The 25,180-nt window shown below is 74.7% G+C and carries 23 protein-coding genes and 1 tRNA gene; 10 read left to right on the plus strand and 14 right to left on the minus strand.

Annotated features, from left to right (window positions below; all coding sequences use genetic code 11):
- Positions 1 to 10 precede the first annotated feature (10 nt).
- Both ACWEPX_RS12260 and ACWEPX_RS12265 read left to right on the plus strand, forming a co-directional pair.
- On the plus strand, positions 11 to 1,423 hold the full coding sequence (locus ACWEPX_RS12260) for a VWA domain-containing protein (RefSeq protein ID WP_451897177.1): 1,413 nt from the start codon (positions 11 to 13) through the stop codon (positions 1,421 to 1,423).
- Between the two features lie 16 nt (positions 1,424 to 1,439).
- Positions 1,440 to 1,796, plus strand: coding sequence for a CU044_2847 family protein (locus ACWEPX_RS12265; protein WP_451897178.1), 357 nt, complete (start codon positions 1,440 to 1,442; stop codon positions 1,794 to 1,796).
- Positions 1,797 to 1,800: 4 nt separating this feature from the next.
- On the opposite strand, the gene ACWEPX_RS12270 is transcribed toward ACWEPX_RS12265, so the two are convergent.
- Together ACWEPX_RS12270 and ACWEPX_RS12275 are read right to left on the minus strand one after the other, a co-directional pair.
- The gene (locus ACWEPX_RS12270; RefSeq protein WP_451897179.1) at positions 1,801 to 2,880 is read right to left on the minus strand and encodes a transporter substrate-binding domain-containing protein; all 1,080 of its coding nucleotides are present in this window, start codon (positions 2,878 to 2,880) and stop codon (positions 1,801 to 1,803) included.
- Entirely contained in the window at positions 2,877 to 4,148 is a 1,272-nt protein-coding gene (locus ACWEPX_RS12275; protein WP_451897180.1) for a hypothetical protein, read from the minus strand. Before ACWEPX_RS12275 ends, ACWEPX_RS12270 begins: the two co-directional genes overlap by 4 nt.
- Positions 4,149 to 4,307: 159 nt before the next feature.
- Between ACWEPX_RS12275 and ACWEPX_RS12280 the strand changes: the two genes are divergently transcribed.
- A tRNA-OTHER gene (locus ACWEPX_RS12280) sits at positions 4,308 to 4,391 on the plus strand.
- A 6-nt stretch (positions 4,392 to 4,397) separates the two neighbouring features.
- Here ACWEPX_RS12280 and ACWEPX_RS12285 read toward each other — a convergent pair.
- The 5 genes from ACWEPX_RS12285 to ACWEPX_RS12305 form a co-directional block, all read right to left on the minus strand.
- Positions 4,398 to 5,324 (minus strand): ATP-dependent DNA ligase, encoded by a 927-nt coding sequence (locus ACWEPX_RS12285; RefSeq protein WP_451897181.1) that lies wholly within the window; start codon positions 5,322 to 5,324, stop codon positions 4,398 to 4,400.
- A gap of 84 nt (positions 5,325 to 5,408) precedes the next feature.
- A complete protein-coding gene (locus ACWEPX_RS12290) occupies positions 5,409 to 6,023 on the minus strand; it encodes a cation transporter (protein WP_451897182.1) in 615 nt (204 codons plus the stop codon).
- Positions 6,020 to 6,340 (minus strand): Cd(II)/Pb(II)-sensing metalloregulatory transcriptional regulator CmtR, encoded by a 321-nt coding sequence (cmtR, locus tag ACWEPX_RS12295; RefSeq protein WP_451897183.1) that lies wholly within the window; start codon positions 6,338 to 6,340, stop codon positions 6,020 to 6,022. The genes ACWEPX_RS12290 and cmtR overlap by 4 nt, the downstream gene beginning before the upstream one ends.
- 239 nt (positions 6,341 to 6,579) lie before the next feature.
- On the minus strand, positions 6,580 to 7,611 hold the full coding sequence (locus ACWEPX_RS12300) for a family 2 encapsulin nanocompartment cargo protein polyprenyl transferase (protein ID WP_451897184.1): 1,032 nt from the start codon (positions 7,609 to 7,611) through the stop codon (positions 6,580 to 6,582).
- A 627-nt stretch (positions 7,612 to 8,238) separates the two neighbouring features.
- Positions 8,239 to 9,075 carry a PhzF family phenazine biosynthesis protein gene (locus tag ACWEPX_RS12305; RefSeq protein WP_451897185.1) on the minus strand — a complete coding sequence of 279 codons (837 nt, stop codon included), beginning with the start codon at positions 9,073 to 9,075 and terminating at the stop codon, positions 8,239 to 8,241.
- A 117-nt stretch (positions 9,076 to 9,192) separates the two neighbouring features.
- Between ACWEPX_RS12305 and ACWEPX_RS12310 the strand changes: the two genes are divergently transcribed.
- The 3 genes from ACWEPX_RS12310 to ACWEPX_RS12320 all read left to right on the plus strand — a co-directional run bounded on the left by ACWEPX_RS12310 (position 9,193) and on the right by ACWEPX_RS12320 (position 11,884).
- Positions 9,193 to 10,563: an MFS transporter gene (locus ACWEPX_RS12310; RefSeq protein WP_451897186.1), complete on the plus strand. Its 1,371-nt coding sequence runs from the start codon at positions 9,193 to 9,195 to the stop codon at positions 10,561 to 10,563.
- Positions 10,564 to 10,624: 61 nt separating this feature from the next.
- Positions 10,625 to 11,134, plus strand: coding sequence for a carboxymuconolactone decarboxylase family protein (locus ACWEPX_RS12315; protein WP_451897187.1), 510 nt, complete (start codon positions 10,625 to 10,627; stop codon positions 11,132 to 11,134).
- A 327-nt stretch (positions 11,135 to 11,461) separates the two neighbouring features.
- On the plus strand, positions 11,462 to 11,884 hold the full coding sequence (locus tag ACWEPX_RS12320) for a DUF4396 domain-containing protein (RefSeq protein WP_451897215.1): 423 nt from the start codon (positions 11,462 to 11,464) through the stop codon (positions 11,882 to 11,884).
- Between the two features lie 3 nt (positions 11,885 to 11,887).
- Here ACWEPX_RS12320 and ACWEPX_RS12325 read toward each other — a convergent pair whose 3' ends face one another.
- The 6 genes from ACWEPX_RS12325 to ACWEPX_RS12350 form a co-directional block, all read right to left on the minus strand.
- Positions 11,888 to 13,024, minus strand: a complete 1,137-nt coding sequence (locus ACWEPX_RS12325; protein ID WP_451897188.1) for a helix-turn-helix domain-containing protein — start codon at positions 13,022 to 13,024, stop codon at positions 11,888 to 11,890.
- Positions 13,017 to 13,736, minus strand: a complete 720-nt coding sequence (locus ACWEPX_RS12330; RefSeq protein ID WP_451897189.1) for a hypothetical protein — start codon at positions 13,734 to 13,736, stop codon at positions 13,017 to 13,019. Before ACWEPX_RS12330 ends, ACWEPX_RS12325 begins: the two co-directional genes overlap by 8 nt.
- Before the next feature lie 78 nt (positions 13,737 to 13,814).
- Entirely contained in the window at positions 13,815 to 15,104 is a 1,290-nt protein-coding gene (locus tag ACWEPX_RS12335; RefSeq protein WP_451897190.1) for a hypothetical protein, read from the minus strand.
- Positions 15,101 to 16,423: a hypothetical protein gene (locus tag ACWEPX_RS12340; protein WP_451897191.1), complete on the minus strand. Its 1,323-nt coding sequence runs from the start codon at positions 16,421 to 16,423 to the stop codon at positions 15,101 to 15,103. Before ACWEPX_RS12340 ends, ACWEPX_RS12335 begins: the two co-directional genes overlap by 4 nt.
- Before the next feature lie 148 nt (positions 16,424 to 16,571).
- Complete coding sequence (locus ACWEPX_RS12345) at positions 16,572 to 17,546, minus strand: LysR family transcriptional regulator (protein WP_451897192.1); 975 nt, start codon at positions 17,544 to 17,546, stop codon at positions 16,572 to 16,574.
- 191 nt (positions 17,547 to 17,737) lie between these two features.
- Complete coding sequence (locus ACWEPX_RS12350; protein WP_451897193.1) at positions 17,738 to 19,177, minus strand: S1 family peptidase; 1,440 nt, start codon at positions 19,175 to 19,177, stop codon at positions 17,738 to 17,740.
- Between the two features lie 228 nt (positions 19,178 to 19,405).
- Here ACWEPX_RS12350 and ACWEPX_RS12355 point away from each other — a divergent pair, with 228 nt between their 5' ends.
- Positions 19,406 to 21,331 (plus strand): FAD-dependent oxidoreductase, encoded by a 1,926-nt coding sequence (locus ACWEPX_RS12355; protein ID WP_451897194.1) that lies wholly within the window; start codon positions 19,406 to 19,408, stop codon positions 21,329 to 21,331.
- Between the two features lie 3 nt (positions 21,332 to 21,334).
- Here ACWEPX_RS12355 and ACWEPX_RS12360 read toward each other — a convergent pair whose 3' ends face one another.
- Positions 21,335 to 23,020, minus strand: a complete 1,686-nt coding sequence (locus ACWEPX_RS12360) for a GAF domain-containing protein (protein ID WP_451897195.1) — start codon at positions 23,018 to 23,020, stop codon at positions 21,335 to 21,337.
- 137 nt (positions 23,021 to 23,157) lie between these two features.
- Between ACWEPX_RS12360 and ACWEPX_RS12365 the strand changes: the two genes are divergently transcribed.
- From ACWEPX_RS12365 to ACWEPX_RS12375, 3 genes are all read left to right on the plus strand, one after another.
- Complete coding sequence (locus ACWEPX_RS12365) at positions 23,158 to 24,186, plus strand: Acg family FMN-binding oxidoreductase (RefSeq protein ID WP_451897196.1); 1,029 nt, start codon at positions 23,158 to 23,160, stop codon at positions 24,184 to 24,186.
- Positions 24,168 to 24,761 carry a CBS domain-containing protein gene (locus ACWEPX_RS12370; protein ID WP_451897197.1) on the plus strand — a complete coding sequence of 198 codons (594 nt, stop codon included), beginning with the start codon at positions 24,168 to 24,170 and terminating at the stop codon, positions 24,759 to 24,761. Before ACWEPX_RS12365 ends, ACWEPX_RS12370 begins: the two co-directional genes overlap by 19 nt.
- A 30-nt stretch (positions 24,762 to 24,791) precedes the next feature.
- A partial coding sequence (locus ACWEPX_RS12375; RefSeq protein WP_451897198.1) for a response regulator occupies positions 24,792 to 25,180 on the plus strand: 389 nt, incomplete at its 3' end.

Consider the following 25,180-nt stretch of genomic DNA (forward strand, 5'->3'; position numbering starts at 1 on the left):
GGCCGATGAGATGACGGACTTCCACCTCGCGGTGAGCCAGAACCGCTACCTGTCCACAGCGGACGACGAGATGCACGCCGTCATCACGGTGACCGCCGACGGCGGGGCGGACGGGGCGCCCGCCGCCGCGCCCGCGGTGGCCCAGGTGATCGCGATCGACTGCTCCGGGTCGATGTCGGCGCCGCCGACGAAGATCGCCGCGGCGCAGCGGGCGACGTGCGCGGCCATCGACGCGCTGCGCGACGGGGCGCTGTTCGCCGTGGTCGAGGGCACCCACCTGGCCCGGTCGGTCTACCCGCCGCAGCAGGAGCTGGCGCGCGCGGGCGCGCTCACCCGGATGGAGGCGAAGCAGGCCGTGCGCAGGCTCGTCGCCAACGGCGGCACGCGGATGGGCGAGTGGCTGGAGCTGGCCCGCCGCCTGCTCGACCCGCACCCCGGGGCCATCCGGCACGTCCTGCTGCTCACCGACGGCATCAACTACCGCGACGACCGCAAGCTCGGCCTGGAGCTGGCGCTGTGCGCGCGGGTGTTCACCTGCGACGCGCGCGGCATCGGCGCGGACTGGGAGAAGCGCGAGCTGCTGCGCATCGCCGAGGCCCTGCACGGCACCGCCGACGCGGTGCGCCACCACGACGACCTCGTGGCCGACTTCGCGGCCATGACCGCGGCGGCGATGGCCAAGACCGTCCCCGAGGCGCGGATCGTGGTGCGCACGACGAACCGGGCGCGGCTGGACTTCCTGCGCCAGACCTACCCCACCGAGGCCGCGCTGGCAGGCGACGGGCTCGACGCGCGGGCCACGGCGTTCCCCACCGGGTCGTGGGGCGCGGAGAGCCGGGAGTACCACCTGCGGCTCACCGTGGACTCCACCGACGCCGAGCTGGACGCCGACGTGCGCATCGCGCGGGTGGACCTGGAGGTCCGCGCGGCGGGGGCGGCGGAGTTCGAGCGCGCCTGCCCGCCCGCGAACGTCTTCGCGCGCTGGACGGCGGACTTGAAGCTCTCCAGCGTCCTGGACCCCAAGGTCGCCCACTACACCGACCAGGCCGAGCTGGGCCAGGCGGTGCTGCGCGGCTGCGACGCCCACGACGCGGGCGACCTGGTGGGCGCGGCCCGCGAGTGGGGCCGCGCGGTCGCCATCGCCACCGCCCTGGGCAACGACAAGGTGCTCGTGCGCCTGGCGCGGCTGGTCGAGGTCGTCGGCGACCCCGCGGACGGCGTGGTCCGGCTGCGCGACGGGCTCGCCGCCGAGGACCTGCTCTCGGCCGCGATGGGCTCGGTCGTCTCCAGCATGAGCCCCGCGACCCTGCCCACCGCCCCCGCCGACCCGGACGCGCCGGACCGCACCTGCCCCACCTGCGCCCGGACGTGGCCCGCCAACGCCCTCTACTGCGGCGACTGCCGCACCCCGCTGACCGCGTGACCCCCGAGGAGCCCCGGTGACCGATTCCGAACTCGTGCGCTTCCCCCTGGCCGACGGCGGCTCGATCCTGGTGGAGGTGCGGGAACCGGCGGGCGTCGCCCGCGCGGGCCGCGCAGGCCGGGTGCTCGGCGAGGCGCGGGCGACCTTCGAGCAGGCGGTTGCAGGCGTCCGCGACGCCGCCGCGGCCGCCCTGTCCCAGTTCGCCGAGATGACCCGCGCCCCGGACGAGGTCGAGCTGAAGTTCGGCGTCAAGCTGGACGCCGAGGTCGGCGCGGTGATCGCCAGGACCGGCGTGCAGGGCCAGCTGGAGGTCAAGCTCCGCTGGCGCCGCGACGGCCTGGCCGCGGCGGAGGAGACGGTGGAGGAGCCGTGATCCCTCAGTCGACGTAGGTGATCGGCGGCAGGGTGGGCAGGGGGCCGAGGTCGGGCATGCCTGCTGCCCGCACCTCGTGGACGAACCAGCGGGTGGCGCTGGCGGTGAGGGTGCCGTCGGCGCGCATCTCGGCGAGGACGGCGTTGACGAAGCGGATCAGGTCCGGGTGCTCGCCGCTCATGACGACGCCTGCGAGGCCGCCGCCGGTGCCCAGGTCGACCAGGGTGGTGCCGGGGTCCTGGAGGCTCAGGCCCTGCAGGACCTGGGTGTCGGTGTAGATCGCGTCCACCAGGCCGCGCTGCAGCAGCATCAGGCAGTCGCTGGAGTCGGGCACCGACACCGGCAGCAGCCCGGTGCTCGACCGGGCGGCGAGCAGGTCGGCGATGCTGGTCGTGGCCGAGCCCGCGCACACCTTCCGGCCGGACAGGTCCGCCAGCTCGGTGGCGCGCTCGCCACCGGTGCGGTGCAGGATGCCCGCGGTGGTGCGCACGTACGGGGTGGAGTAGACGACGCCGTGGTTGACCACCCGGTCGCAGGTGAAGGTCACGTTCGCCACCACCATGTCGACCATCGGCACCTCGGCCAGCTTCGGGTCGCCCCGGCGCAGCGCGGCGTTCTTGGGGGTGGCCAGGGCCAGCAGCCTGCTGCCGGTGGGCATCGCCACCAGCCGCAGCCGCGGGTCGTCGGGGGCCAGCGGGCGGCCGAAGAGCTCGGCGGCGATGCGGTTGACGATGTCGATCTCCAGGCCCGCCATCCGCCCGGTCACCGGGTCGCGCTTGCTGAACAGCGGCGCGGTCGGGCTGACCCCCACCACCAGCCCCTCCCGGCGGATGCGCGCCAGCTCCGGGCCGGTGAACCGCCCCTCGGCGTCGCGGCGCAGCGCGGCCGGGTTGAGCGTGCGCCGCGGGTCGTTGCGGGCCTTGCCCTCGGCGGTCTCGCACTCGGGCACCGGGGCGGCGGCCATCCCCGGGTCGTGGTAGCCGGCGGGCAGCACGACCGGGGCCGCGCGGTCCTCCCGCTGCGCGGGCGCGGTCGCCGAGCACCCGGCCAGCGCCAGGGCGACGAGCACCAGCGCGGCCCTCACCGGTAGTACTCCGCGATCCGCGGCCACATCCCGGCCACCGCCGCGACGGCCGCCCCAGCCAGCAGCAGCGCGAACCCGACGTCCAGCCCGCCGAGCGCGGCCCGCGCGGCCGCGGTGGCCTCCGCCGACGCCCGGGTGTACCCGTCGATGGCCGCGGTCAGGTGCTCGTCCACCTGCTCGGCGGGCGACTTCGCCGCGCCGGTCGGCGGGGTCACGACGGCGACGGTCTCCGGGTAGGACAGCGGCGGGTCCGGCGGTTCGAGCAGGACCCGGTCGGCGGCCACCCACTGCTGCACCGCCTGGGCCGCCTGGTCGATGCGCCCGCGCTGGGGGCCGGGCCCGGCGATCACCCCGGCCTCGTCGACGAGGCGGCCGATGGTGGCCAGGTCGGACGCCAGCGCGGCGAGGTCGCCGACGGCCGGGTAGATCAGCATGCGGGCCTCGTTGCCGTCGGCGGAGCGGCCGACGTTGCGGGCCTCGGCCAGCGGGGTCACCACCCGCTCCCGCTGCACGATGCTGTCCTCGGCGTGCCCCGCGGCGACCGCCAGCGCGATCGGCAGCCACAGCAGGGCGCCCAGCGTGAGCGCGGTCGCCGCCAGCAGCCCGAGGTTGACCCTGCGGCGCGTGCGGCGGAACAGGAACCGCTGCGCCCAGAGGAGGAAGGCGAGCAGCGCGGCGCCCAGCAGGTAGACGACCCAGGCGTGCCCGGTCGCGTCGCGCTGGGCCGCGGTGAGCGCCCCGACCTGCTCGGTATGCAGCCCGTCGGCGTCCTCCAGGATCGTGCGCCGCAGCAGGTGCGAGGCCTGGGAGAGGTAGGACGTGCTGACCGGGTGCCCGACCCGGGCGGCGCTCCAGCCGGTCTCGACCAGGTGGACGTACTCGGGCACGAGGTCGGTCAGCGCGCGCACCCGGTCGGCCGAATCCCCGCCCCCGCCGCGGGTCGCGGCCACCCGCAGGGCGTCCACGGCGTCGAAGATGCTCTCCCGGAACTCCCGCTGCAACGCGGGCGAGCGCTGCTCGTCGACCAGCACGGCGTCGAGGGAGGTGGCGTCGGCGTCGGCGAAGGCGCGGTAGGTGTCGAGCGCGGCGGAGGTGAGCACGCCCCGCCGGTCGAGCGCGTCGTCCAGCAGCGCCTGCCTGGACTGCACGGCGGCGGTCCCGACCAGGCCGACCACGGCGGCCATCCCGGCGACGAGCGCCGCCACCAGCGCGAACCTCCCCTCGGTCCGCCGCAGGTACGCGCCGAACCCCGTCCGCCCCCACGCCACCGGTCACCACCTCCGCGGCCCTCGGTTGATCAAGTCAAGCACAGGGGGCCGACCGCGGGCGGCGAAACGGCGAACGTCGTTGCCGGAAGGGGTTTCCAACGGGTCAGCGGTTTGTCAGCGCGGCCTGCGATAGTGGTTCCAGCAAGGCGAGGAAGACCAGGAGAGGTGCCCGGAGCGGCTTATCGGGTTCCTGTTCGCAGGAAGGGCCTCTGGCCCGCGCAGGTTCGAATCCTGCCCTCTCCGCCCGTTTCAGACGTCCTCGGCCGCCAGGTCGACCCGCAGCCTGCGCACGGCGGGCCGCAGGCGGTTGGTGAAGAACTGCGCCGACGCCTCGGCCTCCACCTCGACGACCAGCGTCGGCGCGACCGGCTGGTAGCGGGTGCGCGAGCGGCCGAAGCCGCCGCCGGAGACCCACTCCGCCGCCGAGCCGGTGACCGCCACCTGCCTGCCCACCTCGTCGCGCAGCTGCGCGGGCAGGGGCAGCGACAGGCCGATCCCGCGCAGTCCGCCGCGCTCGTCCCGACGGGCCAGCACGACCTCCTCCGGCCGCGCCGGGCGCCCGGTCACCCCGATCACCACCGCGTCGAGCACCGCGGTGTGCCGGACCTTCACCCAGTCGCCGGTGCGGCCCGCGCGGTAGGGCCGGTCGACGGCCTTCACCACGACGCCTTCGATGCCGATGCGGGCGCCTGCCGGGTCCATCCACCGGCGCAGGGCGATGGCGCGGTCGCCGGTGTTGGGCATCAGCTGCAACGGCGGGCCGATGTCGGCGAAGACCTCCTCCAGCCACCGCCTGCGCTCGCTGTAGGGCTGCGGGCGCACGTCCTGGTCGCCGTCGGCCAGCACGTCGAACACCACGAAGTACACGGCGACGCCCGCGCCCGGGCGGGTGCGGGGTGCGGAGGTCAGCGCGCCGAAGTCCAGCCTGCCCTCGCGCAGGGCGACGAGTTCGCCGTCGACCACCGCGTCGCCGAGCGCCCGGCCTGCGGCGACGATCTCGGGGAAGCGCGCGGCGAGGTCGTTGGTCCGGCGGGACTGCACGAAGCCCGCGGTGGTGAACAGCAGCGCCCGCCAGCCGTCGAACTTGGGCTCGTAGACCCACCGCGGGTCGGCCTGGGGCACGAGGCGCTCCGGTCGCGCCAGCGCAGGCTCGACTGGTGGACGCAGCACGCTCACGGCGCTCCCCGCATCGGGGAAGCCTAACCAGCGCGTTGCGAAGATCGCATGTTTTCGCTGGTCAAAGCGATCTCTAGTGGACAGTCAGCAGCAGTGCTCGCCCCGCCACGCGGTGCGCCCCTCCTTGACCGCGACGGCGGCGATGACCAGGGCGACGGCCGGATCGGCCCACGACCAGCCGAACAGCGAGTTGAGCAGGAGGCCGAGGAGGAGCACGCCGGAGAGGCAGGTGCACAGCAGCGTCTGCTTGGAGTCGGCGACCGCGCTGGCCGACCCCAACTCCCGCCCGGCGCGGCGCTGCGCCGCGGACAGGAACGGCATGACCACCAGCGAGACCGCCGCCAGCACGATGCCCACCGTCGAGTGTTCCGCGGCCGCACCCCCGACCAGCGCCCGCACCGACTCGACCGAGACGTAGGCGGCCAAGGCGAAGAACGACACCGCGATGACCCGCAACGCCGCCCGCTCCCGCGCCTGGGGATCCACCCCCGAGAACTGCCACGCGACCGCCGCCGCCGACGCCACCTCGATCACCGAATCCAGCCCGAAGCCGATCAACGCGGTCGAGGACGCCACCGTGCCTGCCGCTATGGCGATGACGGCTTCGATGACGTTGTAGGTGATGGTCGCGGCGACCAGGAGCCGAACGCGCCGGGTGAGGACGGTGCGGCGGTCGTCGGCGGCATCGACGGTGCTCATCGGCCGTCCAGGCAGGGTTCGTCGGTGTTGACGGCGAGCACGACCTTGGCGAGCTCCTCCAACGCCCGCGCCAGGTGCTCATCGGCGAGGGCGTAGCGCACCTGCCTGCCCTCGTAGGCCGCCACCACCAACCCGCACCCCCGCAAACACGCGAGATGGTTGGACACCTTCGACCGACCAACCCCCAACCGCTCCGCCAGCCGAGCCGGATAACTCACGCCGTCGAGCAGGGCCACCAGGATGCGGCACCGGGTGGGATCAGCCAACGCCCGCCCCAACCGAGCCAGCGCATCCTCCCGCGTCTCACACTTCAGCACGGGCGGAACTATACAGGGTTCGCTGAACTGTTTGGTGGGGTGAAGGGAGGAAGGGGCTTGAGGGGGGAAGCGGTCCCCCGACGGCGGCCAGCCGCGACCGTCGGGTGCGTGGCGACACGTGGGGATGGACGCGGCGGCCGCGGGTTGCAGCCGTCGCGTCCGTCGAGCGGTTATCGAAGCGAGGCCGATGCCTCGGCTGTCAGAACCTTCCTATTAGGACATCGAGCCCGTGATCAGGGTCAGTGGTCGCGGTGGGTGGCTAGGCGGGCGATTGTTTCCAGTTCTTGGGCGGCTGGGTCTACTGGGCTGGCGGCGCGGAGTTGGACTCGGGCTTGGGTTAGGAGGGCTTCGGCTTGGGAGTGGCTCCATTCGCGGGCGCCGCAACGTTCGATGAGGTCGGCGGCGTGGGTGAGGTCCAGGGGGGCGTCGGCGTGGTAGAGCAGGCGCAGGGCTCGGGCGGTGGGGGTGCCGGAGGTGAGGGCGGCGACCACCGGCAGGGACTTCTTGCGGCTGTCCAAGTCGGAGTGGATGGGTTTGCCGGTGATCGCGGAGTCGCCCCAGACGCCGAGGACGTCGTCGACGAACTGGAAGGCCAGGCCGAGCTTCTCGCCGAACCAGCGCAGGTGCAGGACCTGCTGGGAGGAGCCGCCGCCGAACAGGGCGCCCAGGGCGCAGGAGGCGCCGAAGAGCGCGCCGGTCTTGCCCTCCACCATCCGCAGGCACTCGGCGAGGTCGACCTTCTCGCGCGTCTCGAAGGACACGTCGGCGCTCTGGCCCGCGGTCAGCCGCTGCACCGCCTCGCCCAGCAGCTTCACCGCGCGCTGCGCGGCCGGGTGCCCGCTGTCGGCCAGCACCTCCATCGCCAGGGTGAGCAGGGCGTCGCCCGCCAGGATCGCCTGGTTGACGCCGAAGACGCGCCACGCCGTCGGCCGGTGCCTGCGCACGGTGTCGCCGTCCATCACGTCGTCGTGCAGCAGGGAGAAGTCGTGCACCAGCTGCACGGCCACCGCGGCGGGCAGGGCCGCCTCCGCGGTGCCGCCGACCGCGCGGGCGGCCAGCAGGGCGAGCGTGGGCCGCAGCGCCTTGCCCGCGTCCGCCCCGGTCGGCAGGCCGTGCTCGTCCCACCACCCGAAGTGGTAGCCCGCGATGACGCGCATCGAATCCGGCAGGCGGTCGACCGCGGCGCGCAGCGCGGGGTCGACCGCGGCCCGGCTCCACTCCAGCACCTCCGACGCCGACCGCCGGGGCGTGCTCACGTCCACTTCGGTCATCTTCTGCTCCTGCTCATTCGCGGTGGATCTCGACGGGGAAGCACCGGGCGGGAGGGCCGAGAGCATGGTTTCCGCGCGACCGGGGTTTCGCGGTTCATCGACTGGGCCGACGCTACTCACGCAGGCGTCCGCGCGAAATTGACCGATATGGCGACAGGCCACCGGGCTATGCCTGCGCTCCGCAGTGCCACGGACGGTGGGGACGACCGCATTCGCGGGCTCTCGACGGTGAACGGGCAAGCCCTTCGGATGAAGCGGGGTTGGACGCGAACAGAACGAGGAACCCGGAGATCCGACGGGCGCGGGCGAAGGCGCACCCGGCGATTCAGGCATGGTTCCACCCAGCCACGACGCACCCTCGACCGCGCCTCGACCGCGGTTCGAGAATCGCCCTCCCCGAGGCAACCGGCCACCGGCGGGATGCGACGGTTCCCCGCGATCCGCGGAACTGTCGCAGACAGCCGGGCCGCCCCCGGCGACAGCTCGGCACCGCGGCGACCACCCGGGCCGCCCCCGGCGACAGCTCGGCACCGCGGCGACCACCCGGGCCGCCCCCGGTGGCAGCATGGGCACCGCGGCGGCCACCCGGGCCGCCGCTGCGCCCGTTGACCGCAGCCGGGACGGGCGCTACCCGATGGGGACGGCCGTGCCCGAGACCTCGATGCCGGTGTCGGCGCCCGCGGGCACGCGCACCCCGATCACGCCGGGCCTGCCCATGTCCTCGCCCTGGTGGACGGTGAATTCCGCGGGCACGTCGATCAGCCCCAGCTCGCGCAGGTAGCCGCCGAGGGCGGCCGCCGCCGCGCCGGTCGCCGGGTCCTCCACGACGCCGCCCGGCGGGAACGGGTTGCGGGCGTGGAACACCGCGGCGGACTCCCGCCACACCAGGTCGACCGTGGTCCACCCGCGATCGGCCATGAGGGCGGCGAGGGCGGGCATGTCGTAGCTGAGGTCGGCCAGGCGGGCGCGGGTGCGGGCGGCGAGCACCGGGTGCCACGCGCCCGCGTAGGCCACGCGGGGCGGCAGGGCGGGGTCGAGGTCGGCCCGGTCCCAGCCCAGCGCGGCCAGCAGGGCCGCGAGGTCGGCGTCGGCCAGGTCGGCGGTGCGGGGCGCGACGCTGGTCAGGGTGGCGGTGATCACGCCGTCCGCCGCCGCCGTGGTCACCGCGACCGGCCCGGCCGCGGTCAGCAGGTCCAACGCCCCGGGGCCGTGGCGGCGCGCGTGGGCGACGGCGGTGGCGATCGTGGCGTGGCCGCAGAACGGAACCTCGGCCAGCGGACTGAAGTAGCGGACCCGCAGCCGCCCGTCGGCCTGCGGGAACGCGAACGCGGTCTCGGAGTAGCCCAGGTCGCGCGCGACGGCCAGCATCGCGGCGTCGTCGGCCCCCGCGGCGTCGAGCACGACGCCTGCGGGGTTGCCCCCGCCGGGGGTGGAGCTGAACGCGGTGTACCGGAGGACGTCCATGCCCGCAACGTAGCGAACCGCGCGGCGACGCCACCCCGCCGGATACCCCCTTGCGGTATCCGATCACCGCTGCTAGCTTCGCCGCTGTCAGATACCCCCTACCGGTATGGAGTAGTCATGTCGACCGTGGAAGCGCGGACCGCGCGCAGGTGGTGGGCCCTGGGCCTGATCGCCGCAGCGCAGTTCGTGGTGATCATGGACACCTCGATCATCGGGGTGGCCCTGCCGCAGATCCAGGCGGACCTCGGCTTCACCCAGGAGGGCCTGTCCTGGGTGTTCAACGCCTACGTCGTCGCGTTCGGCGGGCTGCTGCTGCTCGGCGGCAGGCTCTCCGACCTGCTCGGGGCCCGGCGGGTGTTCGCCGCGGGCTGGGCGGTGCTGCTGGTCGGCTCGGTGCTGGCGGGCGCGGCGGGCGCGGTGTGGGTCGAACTGACCGGGCGCGCCGTGCAGGGCGTCGGCGCGGCGCTGATCGCGCCGTCGGCGCTGACGCTGCTGATGACGCTGTTCGGCGGCCAGCCGAAGGAGCTGGGCAAGGCGCTGGCGCTCTACGGCGCGGCGGCGCCCGCGGGCGGCACGGCCGGGGTGTTCCTCGGCGGCGTCATCACCGAGTACGTCAGCTGGCCCTGGGTGTTCTACATCAACGTGCCCATCGCGCTGCTCGCCCTGGCCGTGACCCCCGCCCTCATGCCCGCAGGCTCGGCCAAGCGCGGCTCGATCGACCTGCTCGGGACGGTCACCGCGACCCTGGGCCTGGGCATCGCGGTCTACGCCGTGGTCCGCGCGCCCGAGGTGGGCTGGGGGTCGGCCGAGACGGTCATCGCCCTGGTCGCCGCGGTCGCCCTGCTGGGCGTGTTCTTGGCCGCGCAGGCGCGCAAGCGCGAGCCGCTGGTGCGTCTGGGCATCTTCGCCACCCCGAACCTGGGCGGGGCCAACCTGGCGCAGCTGCTGCTGGGCGGGGCGTGGATCCCGATGTGGTTCTTCCTGAACCTCTACCTGCAGCAGGTCCTCGACCTCGGGGCGTTCGCCAGCGGCGCGGCGCTGCTGCCGATGACGGCCATGATCATGCTGATGATGATCGCCGTCGCCCCCCGGCTCACCGCGCGGTTCGGGCCGAAGGCGATGACGGTCACCGGGCTGGTCGTGCTCGCGCTGGGGCTGGTGTGGCTGGCCCAGGCCGACGGCTCGTACTGGGCCGAGGTGCTGCCCGCGTCGCTGGTGGCCGCGGTCGGCATGGGGATGGCGTTCATCCCGTCGCTGGGCACCGCGATCTCCAGCGCCCGGCCCGAGGAGGGCGGGCTGGCCTCGGGCATCGTCAACACCAGCTACCAGATCGGCTCCGCGCTGGGCCTGGCCGCCATGACCGCCATCGCGGCAGCCCAGCCCGCCCTCACCGACGGGCTGTCCAGCGCCTTCATCGGCGCCGCGGGCATCGCCGCCGCGGGCGCGCTGCTGGCCGCGGCCACGCTGCGCAGGCCCGCCGCCGCTTGACCGCCCCCCGACCACCGCGCACGCAGCACGTGCGCGGTGGTCCGATGACCAGGAGGACCGCATGACCCGCATCCAGCCGCCCGCCGAACCGCCCGCGCGCTCGCAGGAGCTGCTCGCCGAACTCCGCGGCCAGCCCGGGCCGATGGTGGCCACGATGGCCCACTCCCCCGCCCTGCTCCAGGGCTACCTCGACCTCTCCCGCGCGGTGAAGCGGGTGAAGCTGCCGCGGGCGCTGAGCGAGAAGATCTCCCTCGCCGTCCAGGAGTGGCTGGGCTGCGCGCTGTGCCTGCAGGCCCACACCGCCGCCGCCCGCAGCGCGGGCCTGGGTGACCACGACATCGCCCTGGCCCGGCAGGGCGTCTCCACCGACGCCCGGGAGACCGCCCTGATCGACCTGGCCGTCCGCATCCTCGCCGAACCCGCCTCGATCACCGACGACGACCTGGCCGCCGTCCGCGCCCACGGCTGGCCGGACCGGGTCCTGGCCGACGTCGTCGCCCTCGTCAGCCTCAACCACCTGACCGGCGCGTTCAACCTCGTCGCGGGCTTGGAGCCGACGGACTCGCTCTGATACCCGCTACCGGTATAGGGTGCACCGGCAGATCAACCGGAGGGAACCATGTCCACACCCGACGAACCCGGCCACGACCACACGGCCCACGCAGCGCACAACCCCCAGGCGCCCGACCACACCGCCCACGACCACACGGGGCACAACCACGCCGGGCACGACCACTCAGCGCACGAGCACGGCGGGCAGGACCACGCTGGGCACGACCACGCCGGGCACCAGCACGCCGGGCAGGACCAAGCAGCGCACGGTCACTCGGGGCACGAGCACGCGAGCAACGATCACTCGGGGCACGAGCACGGCGGGCACGGGTCGGCGTCGTGGAAGGTGGCCGCTTCGGCGACGCTGCACTGCCTCACCGGCTGCGCCATCGGCGAGGTGCTCGGCATGGTGATCGGCACCGCGCTCGGGTGGGGCAACGTCGCCACCATCGTCCTGGCGGTCATCCTGGCCTTCTTCTTCGGCTACGCCCTGACCATGTGGGGCGTGCTCAAGGCGGGCGTCGGGTTCAAGCAGGCGCTGAAGATCGCGCTGGCCGCCGACACGGTCTCCATCGCCGTCATGGAGATCATCGACAACGGCGTCATGGTGGTCGTCCCCGGCGCGATGGACGCGGGCCTGGCCACGTGGCTGTTCTGGGGCGCGCTCGCCTTCGCGTTCCTGGTCGCCTTCCTGGTCACCTGGCCGGTCAACAAGTGGCTGATCGGCCGCGGCACCGGGCACGCCGTGGTGCACGCCTACCACCACTGACCATCACGGCAGCAGGCGCAGGGCGGGGCGCTGGGCGTCGATGCCGAGGAGTTCGCGCACGCGCGGGCGGTGCCAGGCCAGCTCGTCGGCCAGCGCGGGCAGGGTGAGGCCGCTGGTGCGGGTGGCCAGGTCGAAGGCGGCGCGCAGCAGGGCGGGCTGCTCGCCGGGGTAGTCGGTGACGGGCTCGGGGCGGAAGCCGGGCTCGCCGCGCAGGGCGTTCAGCCGCTGGTAGGCGCGGGCCGCGGCGGCGTCGGAGATGCGGCCGGTCTCCCGGCAGCGGTAGACCAGCGATTGCACCGACACCCCCCACTCGCGCTGCAACTCCACGAGTTCACGCAGGTCGACGCGGGCGGGCAGGCGCGGGAGGATGGCATCGCGCGGGGTCAGGAACTCCGCGGCGAAGGCGTCGGCCTGCTTCTCCTGGCGGGCGTCGCCGGAGGCGATGTCGTGGTGCAGGATCAGGTGGCCGAGCTCGTGGGCCGCGGTGAACCGGTAGCGGTGGACGTCGTCGGCGCGATTGGTGGTCAGCACGACGATCGGCCGGTGCAGCTTCGAGGTGGAGAAGGCGTCGACGCTGGCGGAGTCGGGGTCCGGCGGCGGCCAGACCACGATGATCCCGTGCGCCTCCATCCGCCGGACCAGGTGGCTGACCGGCCCGGTTCCCAGGCCCCAGTGGGCGCGCAGGGCGCGGGCGGCCTCGACCGGGTCGCGGGGGAATGCGGCGCTGATGTCGCCGTCGGCGAAGCCGGGCAGGTCGACGACGGGCAGGTCGACGCGCTTCTCCAGGGCGTGGCACAGCTCCCACACCTGCTCGACCAGCGCGGCCGCCTTGCACCGCTGCGCCACGCGGGTGGCGCGCAGGCTGCGGAAGTGGGCCATCGAGGCGTCCAGCCTGCCGTGCGGGCGGCCCGCGCGGAAGAACGCGACGGGCACCCGCAGGGCGCGGGCCAGCTTCTCGACGTGGTCGGGGCGGGGCCGGTGGGCGCCGAGCTCGTACTGGCTGATCGCCGCCGCGGTCACCCCCACCTGGTCGGCGAGGTCCTTCTTGGTGACCGCCGCGAGGTGGCGGGCCTGGGTGAGGCGGGCGGGGTCGAACCCCTGCCGGACGGGGTCGGCAGGCAGGGACAGCTGGTCAGTCATGGGTGCGGCGCGCGGCTACCTGTCGTTCGGCCGGGTGCGGGGCGAACAGGCCGGGCAGCTCGCCGCCTGCGAAGCCGCCGGTCGCCTGCTGCGCGGGGATGGGCAGCTTCGGCCCGCCCAGCGGGATCTGGTCGAGGTGGGTCCAGGAGACCGCGCCGGTGTCGTAGACGGTGCCGGTGCCCCACCACAGGGCCAGCAGGCCGTCCGAGCCCGGGTTGGCCACGAACGGGACCAGCACCGCCGACATGCCCGACGCCAGCCGGGTGATGTTGCGGGCGCTGGGCGGGGCCAGCTCGGGGTGCTCGTCGAACAGCGTGGGCGACGGCGGCGTCAGCGCCTCCAGGCTGTGCAGCAGGTCGAGCAGGTGCTTGCTGGTGATCTTCGCCCCGGTGATGGCCTCGCCCAGGGTGGTGGCGTGGCGGAACGGGACGATGATGGCGTCGTTGACCACCGGCAGGTCGTAGGAGGCCCCGAACGGCTTGATGAACCGGACGTCGAGGTCGGCCGCGGCGCGGAAGCGGGCGGCGAGCTTGGTGAAGACCGCGGGCCACGCGCCGCCGTAGGCGTGGTCGGTGCGGATGCCCGCCGCCTCCTGGGAGAGCTGCCTGCTGACCTGCGCCTCGGTGAGCCCGTCCACGATGCACTCGCGGACCAGGTCGACCCGGCCCCCGAAGCGCTCCACGAGCCACCGCGCCTGCCGGTCCACGCCCACCTGCGGCCTCCCCCGTGATCACGACCCGTCGGGGCGAGCATACCCACCGGACCTCGGGTTTCCCCCGCGCGACTCGCGCTAGGGACGCCCCTGCACCAGCACCGCGGCGGTCGAGCCGCCTTGGGCGATGTTCACCACGTCGATGGCGCTCATCCGGCTGAAGTAGCCGATCACCTCGCCGTCGACCACCGGCGCGGTCAGGTCGCGGTAGAGCGGCCCGCGCTCGGTCGCCAGCGGCCGCGTGGTGACCCGCCGCTGGATGAGCCAGCCTGCCCGCTCCCGCACCGCGTCCGCCCACTCGTCCGGCGCGGCGCCCGCGCCGATCACGACGCTGCGGCCTTCCGCGTCGTAGGGCGACTTCAGCACCAATCGCGCGCGCTCGGCGATCGCCTCGGCGGCGCTGATGCCGTCGCCGAGCTTGCGGCTGTAGGGGATCAGCGCGTCGAGGGCCCGGCACTGCTCGTGGGTGAACAGCCAGCGGAACCGCGGGTCGGACAGCACGGCCAGGCACAGCTTGTTCTCCGCGACCCAGCGGGTGGCGGGCAGGTTGGGGACGACCAGGTCCCCGTCGGCGACCCGGCCGCAGAAGACGTCCCACGCGGCGATCTCGTCGAGGTCCCTGGGGATGTGCTTGAAGTAGCCCAGCCGCAGCTCCTTGGCATCGTCCACATCGGAGGGTTGGAGCACGACCGGCGTCCGGCCCAGCGCCCGCAGCTGCTCGGCGATCAGGTCGAAGCCGCCGCGGCTGCTGACCGCGGGGTGGAACAGCCCGACCCGCAGGGTGTCGGCGTGGGCGAGCCCGCGCCGCGCGCCGTGGTCGAGCAGCCAGTCGGCGAACCAGCCGGGCCGCTCGAAGGGCGCGGCGACCGCGCCTGCCCGCGCCAGCCGCGCGCCGAGGTCGGACTCCCACCAGAACCGGTTGATCATGCCGGTGGCGATGAGGCCGCCCGGGCTGCTGGCGTTGAACTCCAGCGCCCGGACCTCGTCGAGGGTGTCGCCCAGCAGGTCGACCCGGCAGCAGTCCACCCGCAGCCGCCACGGCTCGGGCTGGGCCAGCACCCAGCGGCGCAGCTGCGGGGGCACGGCGAGGAAGTCCTGCAGCTCGGCGTCGACCGGGTACCGGCGCACGACCTGCTCAAGGCAGCCCACCACGACGGCGATCCGCTCCCGCAGGACGGATTCGGCCGCCGCGTTGAGCACCGACACCGACGGCAGGAGCGGCCAGGGCCGGTCGGCGGCGCCGGTCGGGGTCAGCGTCCGCTGCCGCACGGCCTCGGCCTTCGCCCGGACCTGCTCGAACGCCCCGGCCACGGAGTCCACGCCGCCCGCGGCCAGGCCGAAGTCCACGTCGACCAGCGGTTGCGTCACAGCTCCCCCAGCGAGCCGAAGACCGCGGCCACCGCGCTGCCGCGGGCCACGTTGAGCAGCGGGCCGCTGCCCATCCGGCTGCCGTAGCCGACGACCTGCCCACCCAGGACGGGCACGATCAGGTCGCGGACCGGTTGGCCGTCGACCGCGCCGGGCTCGACGGCCTCCTGCACCAGCCAGCCCGGGCGCGACCGGACCAGCCGCGCCCAGTCGTCCCGGCCGGTCTCGCGGCCCAGGACCACCGCTTCCCCGCACCGCCCGTACGGGGCCTTCAGCACGAACCGCGCGCGGTCGGCGACGACCTCGGCCGGGTCCACGCCGTCGCCCAGCTTGCGGCTGAACGGCACGAGCGCGTCGAGCGCGGCGCGCTGGGCGCCGGTGAACAGGCGGCGGAACCGGGGGTCGGAGAGCACGGCCAGGCACAGCTTGTTCTCCGCGACCCAGCGGGCCGCGAGCGGGTTGGGCACCACCAGGCTCTTGTCGGCCAGCGCCGGGCAGAACCGCGACCAGCCCCGCACGCAGCCCGGGTTGACCGGGATGTGCTTGAGGTAGCCCAGCCGCAGGTCGCCGTCGGGGTCGAACTCGGCGGGTTCGAGGGCCACGGTCGTGCGGCCCCGGCCGCGCAGCTGCCTGCCGACCTGGGTCTCGATCTCGTTGCACGCCGGGTCGTGGAACAGCCCAACCGCGCCGTGGTGGATCCCGTGGGCGCGGCCGAAGCCGAGCAGCCAGTCGGCGAACCAGGCCCGCTCCTCGAACCGCGCGGGGGCCGCGCCCCACTCGGCCAGCAGCCCGCCCAGCGACGACTCGCGCCAGAACCGGTTGAGCAGGCCCACGGCGAGCACGCCGCCGGGGCTGCTGGCGTTGAACTCCAGGACGCGCAGCCCGGCCAGCGAGCCGCCGAGCAGGTCGAGGCGGCAGAAGTCGACGCGCAGCCGCTCGGGCTCCGGCTCGGCCGCGATCCACCCGCGCAGCACCTCGGGCACGTCGAGGAAGGCGCGCAGCTCCTCGTCGACCGGGTAGCTGCGGACCACCCGCTCCAGGCACCGCACGGCGTTGCCCACCCGCCGCCGCAGCTCGGGCTCGGCCAGCGGGTGCAGGACGGCGACGCCGGGCGCGGTGCGCAGCGGCTCGCCGTGCGCCCGCACGCCCTCGGCGGCGATCCTGGCCCGCACCTCGTCATGCGCCGCCCGTACGCGCCCGGACAGGCCGGAACCCGGGGTGGCCAGCACGTCGCGGTCGGGGTCGAACAGCGGGGCCGCCGCGGTGTCCGGCGCGCCGGGCGGCCCGTCGACCAGCTCCGCGTCCGAGTGCGCAGGCACCACCGTTGGCGACCCCCTCCCGGACCACAGCGGGTCCGCTCTGTCGGCGAGGGTGCCATCGCGGTCCGGGCCGCGGAATCCGCGGATGTCCGGCCTCACCCGATCGAGACGGGCGGGTTCGCCCCGGGTGGTGAACGGCCGCGCGCGCTCAGCCCGCGGAGGCCAGCTCGGCCCCCGAGGTCGACCACCACTCGTCGAAGGCGGGGTTGCAGCCGCGCCTGCCGCGGTAGAGGTCGAGCACCTGGGCGTGGATCTGGTCGATGTGGTCGGCCACCACGGTGTCGGCCCGGTACAGCAGGCGCAGCTCCCACCGCAGCGGGGTGCCGCGCACCGGGCGGATCACCACGTCGTGGTCGTGCTCGCGGCTGGTGGCCAGCACCGGGCCGGTGGCGGTGGAGCCGCGCAGCAGGTCCAGGACGGTGACCACGCTCATCGTGGTGTGCACGTGCGGGAAGTCGATGCCCGCCTCCCGGCAGACCTGGGCGATGTAGCGCGACCACGGGGTCACCCCCGGCGGCTCGTCCACCCAGGGGTAGCGGGTCAGCGCGGCCAGGTCCACCGCGGGCTGGTCGGCCAGCGGGTGGTCGTGGGCCATGCCGACGAACACCGGCTCGGCCGGGTGCACGACCCGGGCGCGCACGTGCGGCGGCAACGGCTGCGGGTCGGTCGGCGAGCGGTAGACCACGGCGAGGTCGACCGCGGCGATGGCGACCTTGTCCACGCTCACCCGCGGGTCGACGTCCTCGCACACCGCCACGTCGGGCACCCACGGCTGGGCGCCGAGCCACTGGCCCAGCGGCACGTGCAGGAACCCGCAGAACCCGCCCAGCCGCACCGGCTGCGCGTCGCCCGTGCGCCGCGCCCAGCGGTCGACGCGGGCGTGGATGGCGTCCATCCCGCGCAGCACGACCCGGGCCTCGTCGAGCACCTCCGCGCCCAGCGGGGTGGGCAGCGAGCCGCGCTCGGAGCGGACGAACAGCTGCCCGCCGAGGCCGCGCTCCATCCGCTGGAGCAGCCCGGTCAGCGCGGGCTGGGACATGCCCAGCCGCTTGGCCGCGCCGCTGAGGCTGCCCGCCTCCTCGATCGCGGCGAGCACGCGCAGGTGGCGGATCTCCAACCGCATCGGGCCACCTCCCCACCAGCGCGCTCGGGCGGCGCACTGGCCGAGGGTACGGGCCGGGGCGGACGGACCGGAAGACCCGCCGGACCGGTGCCCCCGCAGCACCGGTCCGGCGAGCGCGTCCCGCGGTCGACGACGCAGATGCCCACCGCGGCAGCCAGGTCAAAGCGGGAGAGGGCGGGGTCAGGGCAGGGTCAGGGCTTGGTGGCGGTGAGGGTGTAGGCCCCGGAGCCGCTGTAGGCGTTCACGCGCCAGCGGTAGTACCCAGCCCGGCCGTTGTAGGTGACCTCCTCGTCGGCGGACGGGCCGGTGCCCGAGGCCGCCGCCGCCCAGGTCGAGCCGGTCCAGCGCTCCAGGTACAGGTCGAAGTCCGCGCCTGCCGGGCCAGCCAGGCACGCCTTGTGGACGCCCGCTGCCGCCTGGTAGTAGCCGGAGGTGGGCTGCACCGCGCTCTGCCGGGCGGTGAGCGAGCCGCTGTAGCGGTCGGGGCCGCAGCCCTCCGGCGGCTCCTCCCCGCCGCCGTCGCCGGTCAGCAGGGTGACGCCGTAGCGGCTGAGGATCTCCGGCACCGGCTGGTACCAGGTGGTGGCCGCGCCGCCCTTGCAGTCGCCCGCCGCGCCCGAGGTCACGCCCTGGGCCTGGCCGCCGGAGATCGCCGAGCCGCCGGAGTCGCCGGGCTCGGCGCAGGCGGTCGTCTCGATGGCTTCGTACACCTTGCCCTGCTGGCCGTAGTCGACGGTGGCGTTGCGGGAGCGGATGGTGCCGCAGTGCCAGCCGGTCGTGCCGCCGGAGCGGCAGATCGACGCGCCGACCGGCGCCTCCTGCGACCCCTCGACGGCCACCCGGCCGCCCGCGTAGTTGTTCACCGCCGCGATGGGGGTGTTGCCCGCGGAGGTGCGCACGAACGCCATGTCGTCGACTGGGAAGCTGGAGCCCTCGAACCGCCCGGACGGCTCGGTGGTCGTCTCGCCGACGCCGCCGCAGTGCCCCGCGGTGATGAACCCGCCCTGCACCGAGAAGCCGACCGAGCACCCGTACTTGGAGGTCCAGTAGCGGTTGCCGCCGACGACGTCGATCGCCAGCCGCGGCTGCTCCCAGGTCTGCTCGAACCGCACGCCGGAGCGCACGCCCGCCGCGCGCACCCAGGCGCGGGCCGCCTCCACCGGGCCGCGGTGCTTGACGACGACGGAGTTGGTGGTCACGTCGACGTACCAGCCGGGGACAGCGGCGGGCTTGGCCGCGACGGCCGCGCCCAGATCGGCCATGATCGCGTCTAATGTGGACTCCGACTGGGCGACGACCCTGGCCTCCACGCCCAGGGAGCGCACGGTCGCCGCGGTGGCGGCGTCGGTGACCGCGACGACGAGCGCCCCGCGCCCGGCGTCGAACCAGGCGCCGCCGAGGCGGCCGGGGCCGACCCGGGTGCGCACGGCCCGCTCGGCGTCGGCGGCGCTGCGCTCGGCGGCCATCCTGGCCTCGGCCGCGGCCGCCGGTAGGCCGAGGTCGCGCTGCATGGCCGCGAGCACGGCCTGCTCCTGGGTCGGTTCGGCCTGCGCGGCTCCAGCGGTGACGGTCGCCGCGAGCACGACCGCCGCCGCCACCGCCCGGCCTGGTTTGGACAGGTCAAAGGGCATGGGGAACTCCTCGCTGTGCAGGGATCGGCCGCACCGGGGCAGGCACCGGGATGACCCGCGCGCCGGTGGGTACCTGGACGGTAGGCGCGGGCCGCTGGCGGCCGGGAGATCACAACCGGCCATAGCGGTTTCACCGGGGCGATCACCGGCATGGAGCAGCGGGGGCCGGGCGCGGCCACCCGATCCGGGGACTGCGCGCCGGGGACGCGCTGGTCGAGAATCATGCGAATGACCAGCGAATCCGCCGAACGCCCAGCCAGTGTCGCCATCGTGGGCGCGGGGATGGCCGGGCTGGCGGCGGCCCGCGCCCTGCGCGACCGCGGCCACCCGGTGACCGTGCTGGAGGCGCGCGACCGCGTCGGCGGGCGGATCTGGACCGACGCCGACGGCGTCGACCTCGGCGCGCACTGGATCCACGGCACCGACGGCAACCCGATCACCGAGCTGGTGGACGAGCTGGGCATCCCGTACAGCTACGTCGGCGGCGACAGCGCCTACACCGGCGGCTTCGACAGCCTCGACCTCTTCGGCGCGGACAACCGCAGGGCCAACCACCGCCGCAAAGCGCGCACGCTGGAGCTGGTGGACGACGTGCTGCGCAGGCTCGACCAGCTGGCCGCCACGGCGCGCCGGGACGGGCAGCCGGACATGCCGCTGGGCAGCGCGGTGCGCCGGATCCTGGCCGAGCTGGCGCTAGCCCCGGAGGACGAGCAGGCGGTCCGCTACCACCTCAACGTGCTCCTGCGCGAGGACGTCGCCGAGGACATCGACAAGCTGTCGCTGAAGTTCTGGGAGGAGGGCTACCTGCTCTACGGCCACGGCGACAGCATCCTGCACCAGGGCTACCAATCGGTGGTCGACGCGCTCGCCGAGGGCGTCGACGTGCGGCTCGGGCACGTGGTGACGCACGTCGACACGAGCACGTCGCCCGCCAGGGTCACCACCGACCGCGGCGTCTTCGAGGCCGACAAGGTGCTGGTGACCCTGCCGCTGGGGGTGCTCAAGGCGGGCGCGGTGGCCTTCGACCCGCCGCTGCCGGAGGCCAAGCGGTCGGCGATCGAGCGGCTGGGCTTCGGCACCCTCAACAAGATCGCCCTGCACTACCGCGAGCCCTTCTGGCCGACCGAGCAGTACGTCTTCGGCTACCTCTGCCGCGACACCGACCGCTACCCCACGGTCGTCATCAGCATGTGGAAGTCGCACGGGAAGCCGGTGCTGGTGATGCTGCTCGGCGCGTCGCTGGGCCGGGAGCTGGAGACCTGGACCGACGCCGAGGTCGCCGACTACGCCACGACCGTCGTCACCGACATCTTCGGCCCGGACGCGCCCGCACCCGAGCGGATCTCGCGCACGGCGTGGTCCAGCGACCCCTACGCCAGGGGCGCCTACACCTGCATCGGCGTGGACTCCTCGGCCAAGGACATCGCCACCCTCGCCGAACCGGTGGGCGACCGGCTGTTCTTCGCGGGCGAGGGCACCAACCCCTACCACTGGGCGTGCGTGCACAGCGCCTACGAGTCCGGCAGGCGCGAGGCCGCGCGGATCACCGGCGACTCGTCGCTGCACACCCCGCCCAGCGCGGGCACGCCGCGCCGCCAGTCCCGCAGCACCGACCGGATGCTGCGCTTCGTGCGGATGCGCATGACCCACATCACCGACGCCGAGCTGGCCGAGCGCGTCGACTGCCTGCGCGAGAGCGCCGACCCGCACGGGGTGCGCCTGTTCGCCGCGCTGGCCCAGTCCGAGCTGGAGACGCTGGCCTCCATGTTCGACGAGATCCCCTACACCACCGGCGACCCCATCTGCCTGGAGGACGCCGTCGCCCACGGGGTGTTCCTCGTCGCGCGCGGGCAGGTCGAGGTCGACTTCGGCGGCATCTACGAGCGCGCCGTCCTCGGCCGGGGCGCGCTGCTGGGCCACTACGACCTCTTCTTCAACGCCCGCACCACCTCCGTCACCGCGCTGACCGACGACACGGTGGTGTACTACCTGGACAACTACCGCTACCAGAGCTTCCTCTACGCCTTCCCCGACGTCCTGATGCTGATGATGTCGGACCTGGTGACGCGCTGGGAGCAGTTGGAGACCGCCCTCGGCGCGGTCACCCTCCCCGCCGCCCGCAGGCAGTCCGACAGCGCCGCGCTCCGCGAGTGAGGGCTACGGCAGGGGCACGCGCCAGGTGAGGCGGGTGCCGCCCGCCGGGCCGGGGGCGAGGGTGAACGCGCCGTCGCAGGCGGTGGCGCGGTGTTCGAGGTTGGCCAGGCCGCTGCGGGCGAAGTGGTCCGGCAGGCCGGTGCCGTCGTCCACCACGTCGATCACCAACTCCTGGTCGGCCTCGATGGTCACGGTGATCGCGGTGGGCGCGGCGTGGCGGATGGCGTTGCTGACGGCTTCTCGGACGACCGCCTCGGCGTGCTCGGCGATGGTGGGCGGGACGAGGGTGTCGATGGGGCCTGCCATGCGGACCGTCGGGAGGATGCCGCTGCCCGCGGCGGTGTCGGTGATGGCGTCCATCAGGCGCCTGCGGGGGCTCCCTGCGGGGTCGTCGCCGGTGGTGTGCAGGTCGAAGATGGTGGTGCGGATCTCGCGGACGGTCTCGTCCAACTGCTCCACCACGCGGCTGATGCGCTCGCGCACCTCGGGGGTGGTGACCCGGTTGAGGGTGCCTTGCAGGGTCATGCCGGAGGCGTAGAGGCGCTGGATCACGTGGTCGTGCAGGTCGCGGGCGATGCGGTCGCGGTCGGCGAGCACGTCGAGCAGGCGGCGGTCGCGCTGGGCCTGGGCGGCCTGCAGGGCCAGGCCCGCCTGGTCGGCGAAGGAGACCAGCATCGGCACCAGGTCCGGGTCGAAGCGGTGGCCGCCCTTGTCCCGGGTGGCCAGCAGCACGCCGGTCACCCGCTCCTCGGTGCGCAGCGGCACGGCCAGCGCGGGGCCGAACCCGTCGTCGCCGAGCACGTCGCCGAGCACCGCCGACAGGTCCGGCACCAGCTCCGCTGCGCCCGCGGCCAACACGTCGCGCAAGACCGCGGTGTCCGGGTGCACCGGGAGCCCGACCAGCGCCTCGCCGCGCTCCCCGGTGCCCGCACGCACGGTCAGCCACTCGCCGTCGGCCAGCAGCACCAGCACGCAGTCGGCGTCCGACAGCTCCAGCGCGCGGCGCACCACCAGCACCAGCGCGTCCTCGGCGCTGGCCCCGCCCAGCAGCTCGGCCCGGACCTCCGAGGACGCCTCCAGCCACCGCTGCCTGCGGCGGCCCTGCTCGAACAGCCGCGCGTTCTCCACCGCCACGCCCGCTGCGGCGGCCAGCGCCCGCAGCACCGCCTCGTCCTCGGCGGTGAACTCCCCGCCGCCGCGCTTCTCCGTCAGGTAGAGGTTGCCGAAGACCTCCTCCCGGACGCGCACGGGAGCGCCCAGGAAGCTGCGCATCGGCGGGTGGTTGGGCGGGAAGCCCACCGAGGCGGGGTGGGAGCCGAGGTCGGCCACCCGGATCACCGTGGGGTGCTTGATCAGCAGCCCGAGCAGGCCCCGACCCTCCGGCAGGTGCCCCATCCGCGCCCGCTCCTCGGGGGTGATCCCCACGTAGACGAACTCCTGCAAGCCCTCCCGGCCGCCCAGCACGCCCAACGCGCCGTAGCGGGCGTCGACGAGATCGACGGCGGCTTGGACGATGCGCTGCAAGGTCGAGTCCAGCTCCAGCCCCGCGCCCACGGCCATCACCGCGCCCAGCAGGCCGTGCATCCGGTCCCGGGTGCGCACGATCTCGCCGAAGCGGTCCTGCACCTCGGCCAGCAGCTCGTCCAGGCGCAACCCGCCCAGGCCGGGCACGTCGCCGCGGTCCGCCATCGCCCGCCTCCTCTCCCCCCGCCATTCTCGCCGGGTGCGGCCGCGGTCCCCACCCGGACGGGACCTTCGTCGCTTTCCCCGCCCCCCGGGCCGACGGATCGTGGAAGCAGACCACCCCACGACCCGAGGTGCCCACCATGATCACCGTGCCACCGGCGCTCGGCCTGACCGCGGAGCAGGTCGCCGCCGTCCTCACCGCGGCGACGATGGCCCCGTCGCTGCACAACACCCAGCCGTGGCGCTTCGCAGTGCTGCCCGACCGCATCGAGCTGCGCGCCGACCCCGCCGCCCGGTTGCCCGCCACCGACCCGGACGACCGCGAGCTGCGGCTGGGCTGCGGCGCGGCCCTGCTCAACCTGCGGCTGGCGCTGGCGGCGCGCGGGGTGCGGCCGCTGGTGACGCTGGCCCACCAGCGCTGGCCCGGCGACGACCCGGACCGGCCGCTGGCCACCGTCCGCCACGGCGGGCGCTCCCGCATGCTGCCCGCCACCGCCGCGCTGGAGCGGGCCATCCCGAAGCGGCGCACCGTCCGCACCCCGTTCACCGACGCCCCCGTGCCCGCCGCCCACCGGGCCCGGCTCGCGGGCGCGGCGGCCGACGAGCGGTGCTGGCTGCACAGCGTCGACGACCCCGCCGACCGGGCGGGCCTGCGCGACCTGGTCGCCCGGGCGCACCGCGCGCAGACGGCCGATGCGGCCACCGCGGCGGAGCTGGCCGCGTGGACCGGCCACGACGGCTCCCGGCCCGACGGCGTGCCCACCGCGGCCAGCGGGCCGCGCCCGGAGCCGCAGGACGAGTGGGCCATGCGCGACTTCGGCGCGGGCCGCGCCCGCGAGCGCGTCCCCGGCAAGGACTTCGAGCCCAGCCCGCTGATCATGGTCCTGCAGTCGTTCACCGACGGGCCTGCCGAGCAGCTGCAGGCCGGGCAGGCGTTGCAGCGGGTGCTGCTCACCGCGACCGCGCTCGGCCTGTCCGCGTCGCTGCTGTCGCAGCCCGTCGAGCTGCCGCAGTCCCGCGCCGAGCTGGGCAGGCTGCTGGGCAACCGGCTCACCCCGCAGGCCGTCCTGCGCGTCGGCTACGGCACCCCCACCCCCGCAACCCCCCGCAAGCCCCTCAGCGACGTCCTCGTCATGGAAGGAGCGACCGCATGCGCGCCGCAGACCTGATGTCGGCCCCGGCCGTCACCGTCACCCCGGGCACCTCCGCGAAGTCGGCCATCGCGCTGCTGACCGCGCACGGGTTCACCGCGCTGCCGGTGGTCGAGGACGGCGACCGGCTGGTGGGCGTGGTCACCGAGGCCGACCTGCTGCACGGCCGGGTGATCCCGGACGCCCGGGTCCGCCGCGAGCGCCCGCCGCAGCCCAAGTGGACCGTCGGGGAGGTGATGACCCCCGACCCCGACCAGGTGACCTCGGGCGCCTGCGTGGCCAAGGTGGCCAGGCTGATGCTCGACCGCGGCCGCCGCGCGCTGCCGGTGGTCGACCGCGGCCGGGTGGTGGGCATGATCACCCGCCGCGACCTGCTGCGCGTGCTGGCCCGCGACGACCTCGACATCCTCGCCGACCTGCGGCGCAAGCTCGCCGCCTACGGCGACAGCCGCCGGTGGACGGTCAGCGTCGCCGACGGCGCGGTGACGGTGCTGGACGAGCACGACGACGCCGCCGACCGGCACGTCGTGCGGGTGCTGGCCGAGTCCGTCCCGGGTGTGCAGGCCGTCACGGTCGCCGCCCGGCCCGCCTAGGCTGGGCGGGGAGCGCGAGGAGGCACCCCCATGACCCGGATCTTCCTGGTGGACGACCACGAGATCGTCCGCAGGGGCATCGCCGACCTGTTCGAGGACGTGCCCGGGTTCGAGGTCGTCGGGCAGGCGGGCTCGGTGGCCGAGGCCCTGGTCCGGGTGCCCGCCGCCGCGCCGGACGTGGCCGTGCTCGACGTCCGCCTGCCCGACGGCAGCGGCGTCGAGCTGTGCCGCGAGCTGCGCTCGCAGAACCCCGACCTGCGCTGCCTCATGCTGACCTCGTACACCGACGACGAGGCCCTCTTCGACGCGATCATGGCCGGGGCGGCGGGCTACCTGCTCAAGCAGGTCCTGGGCACCGACCTCGTCGCCGCCGTCCAGACCGTCAGCGCGGGCGGCTCCCTCCTCGACACCCGCACCAC

The organism is Actinokineospora sp. NPDC004072, assembly GCF_053604195.1.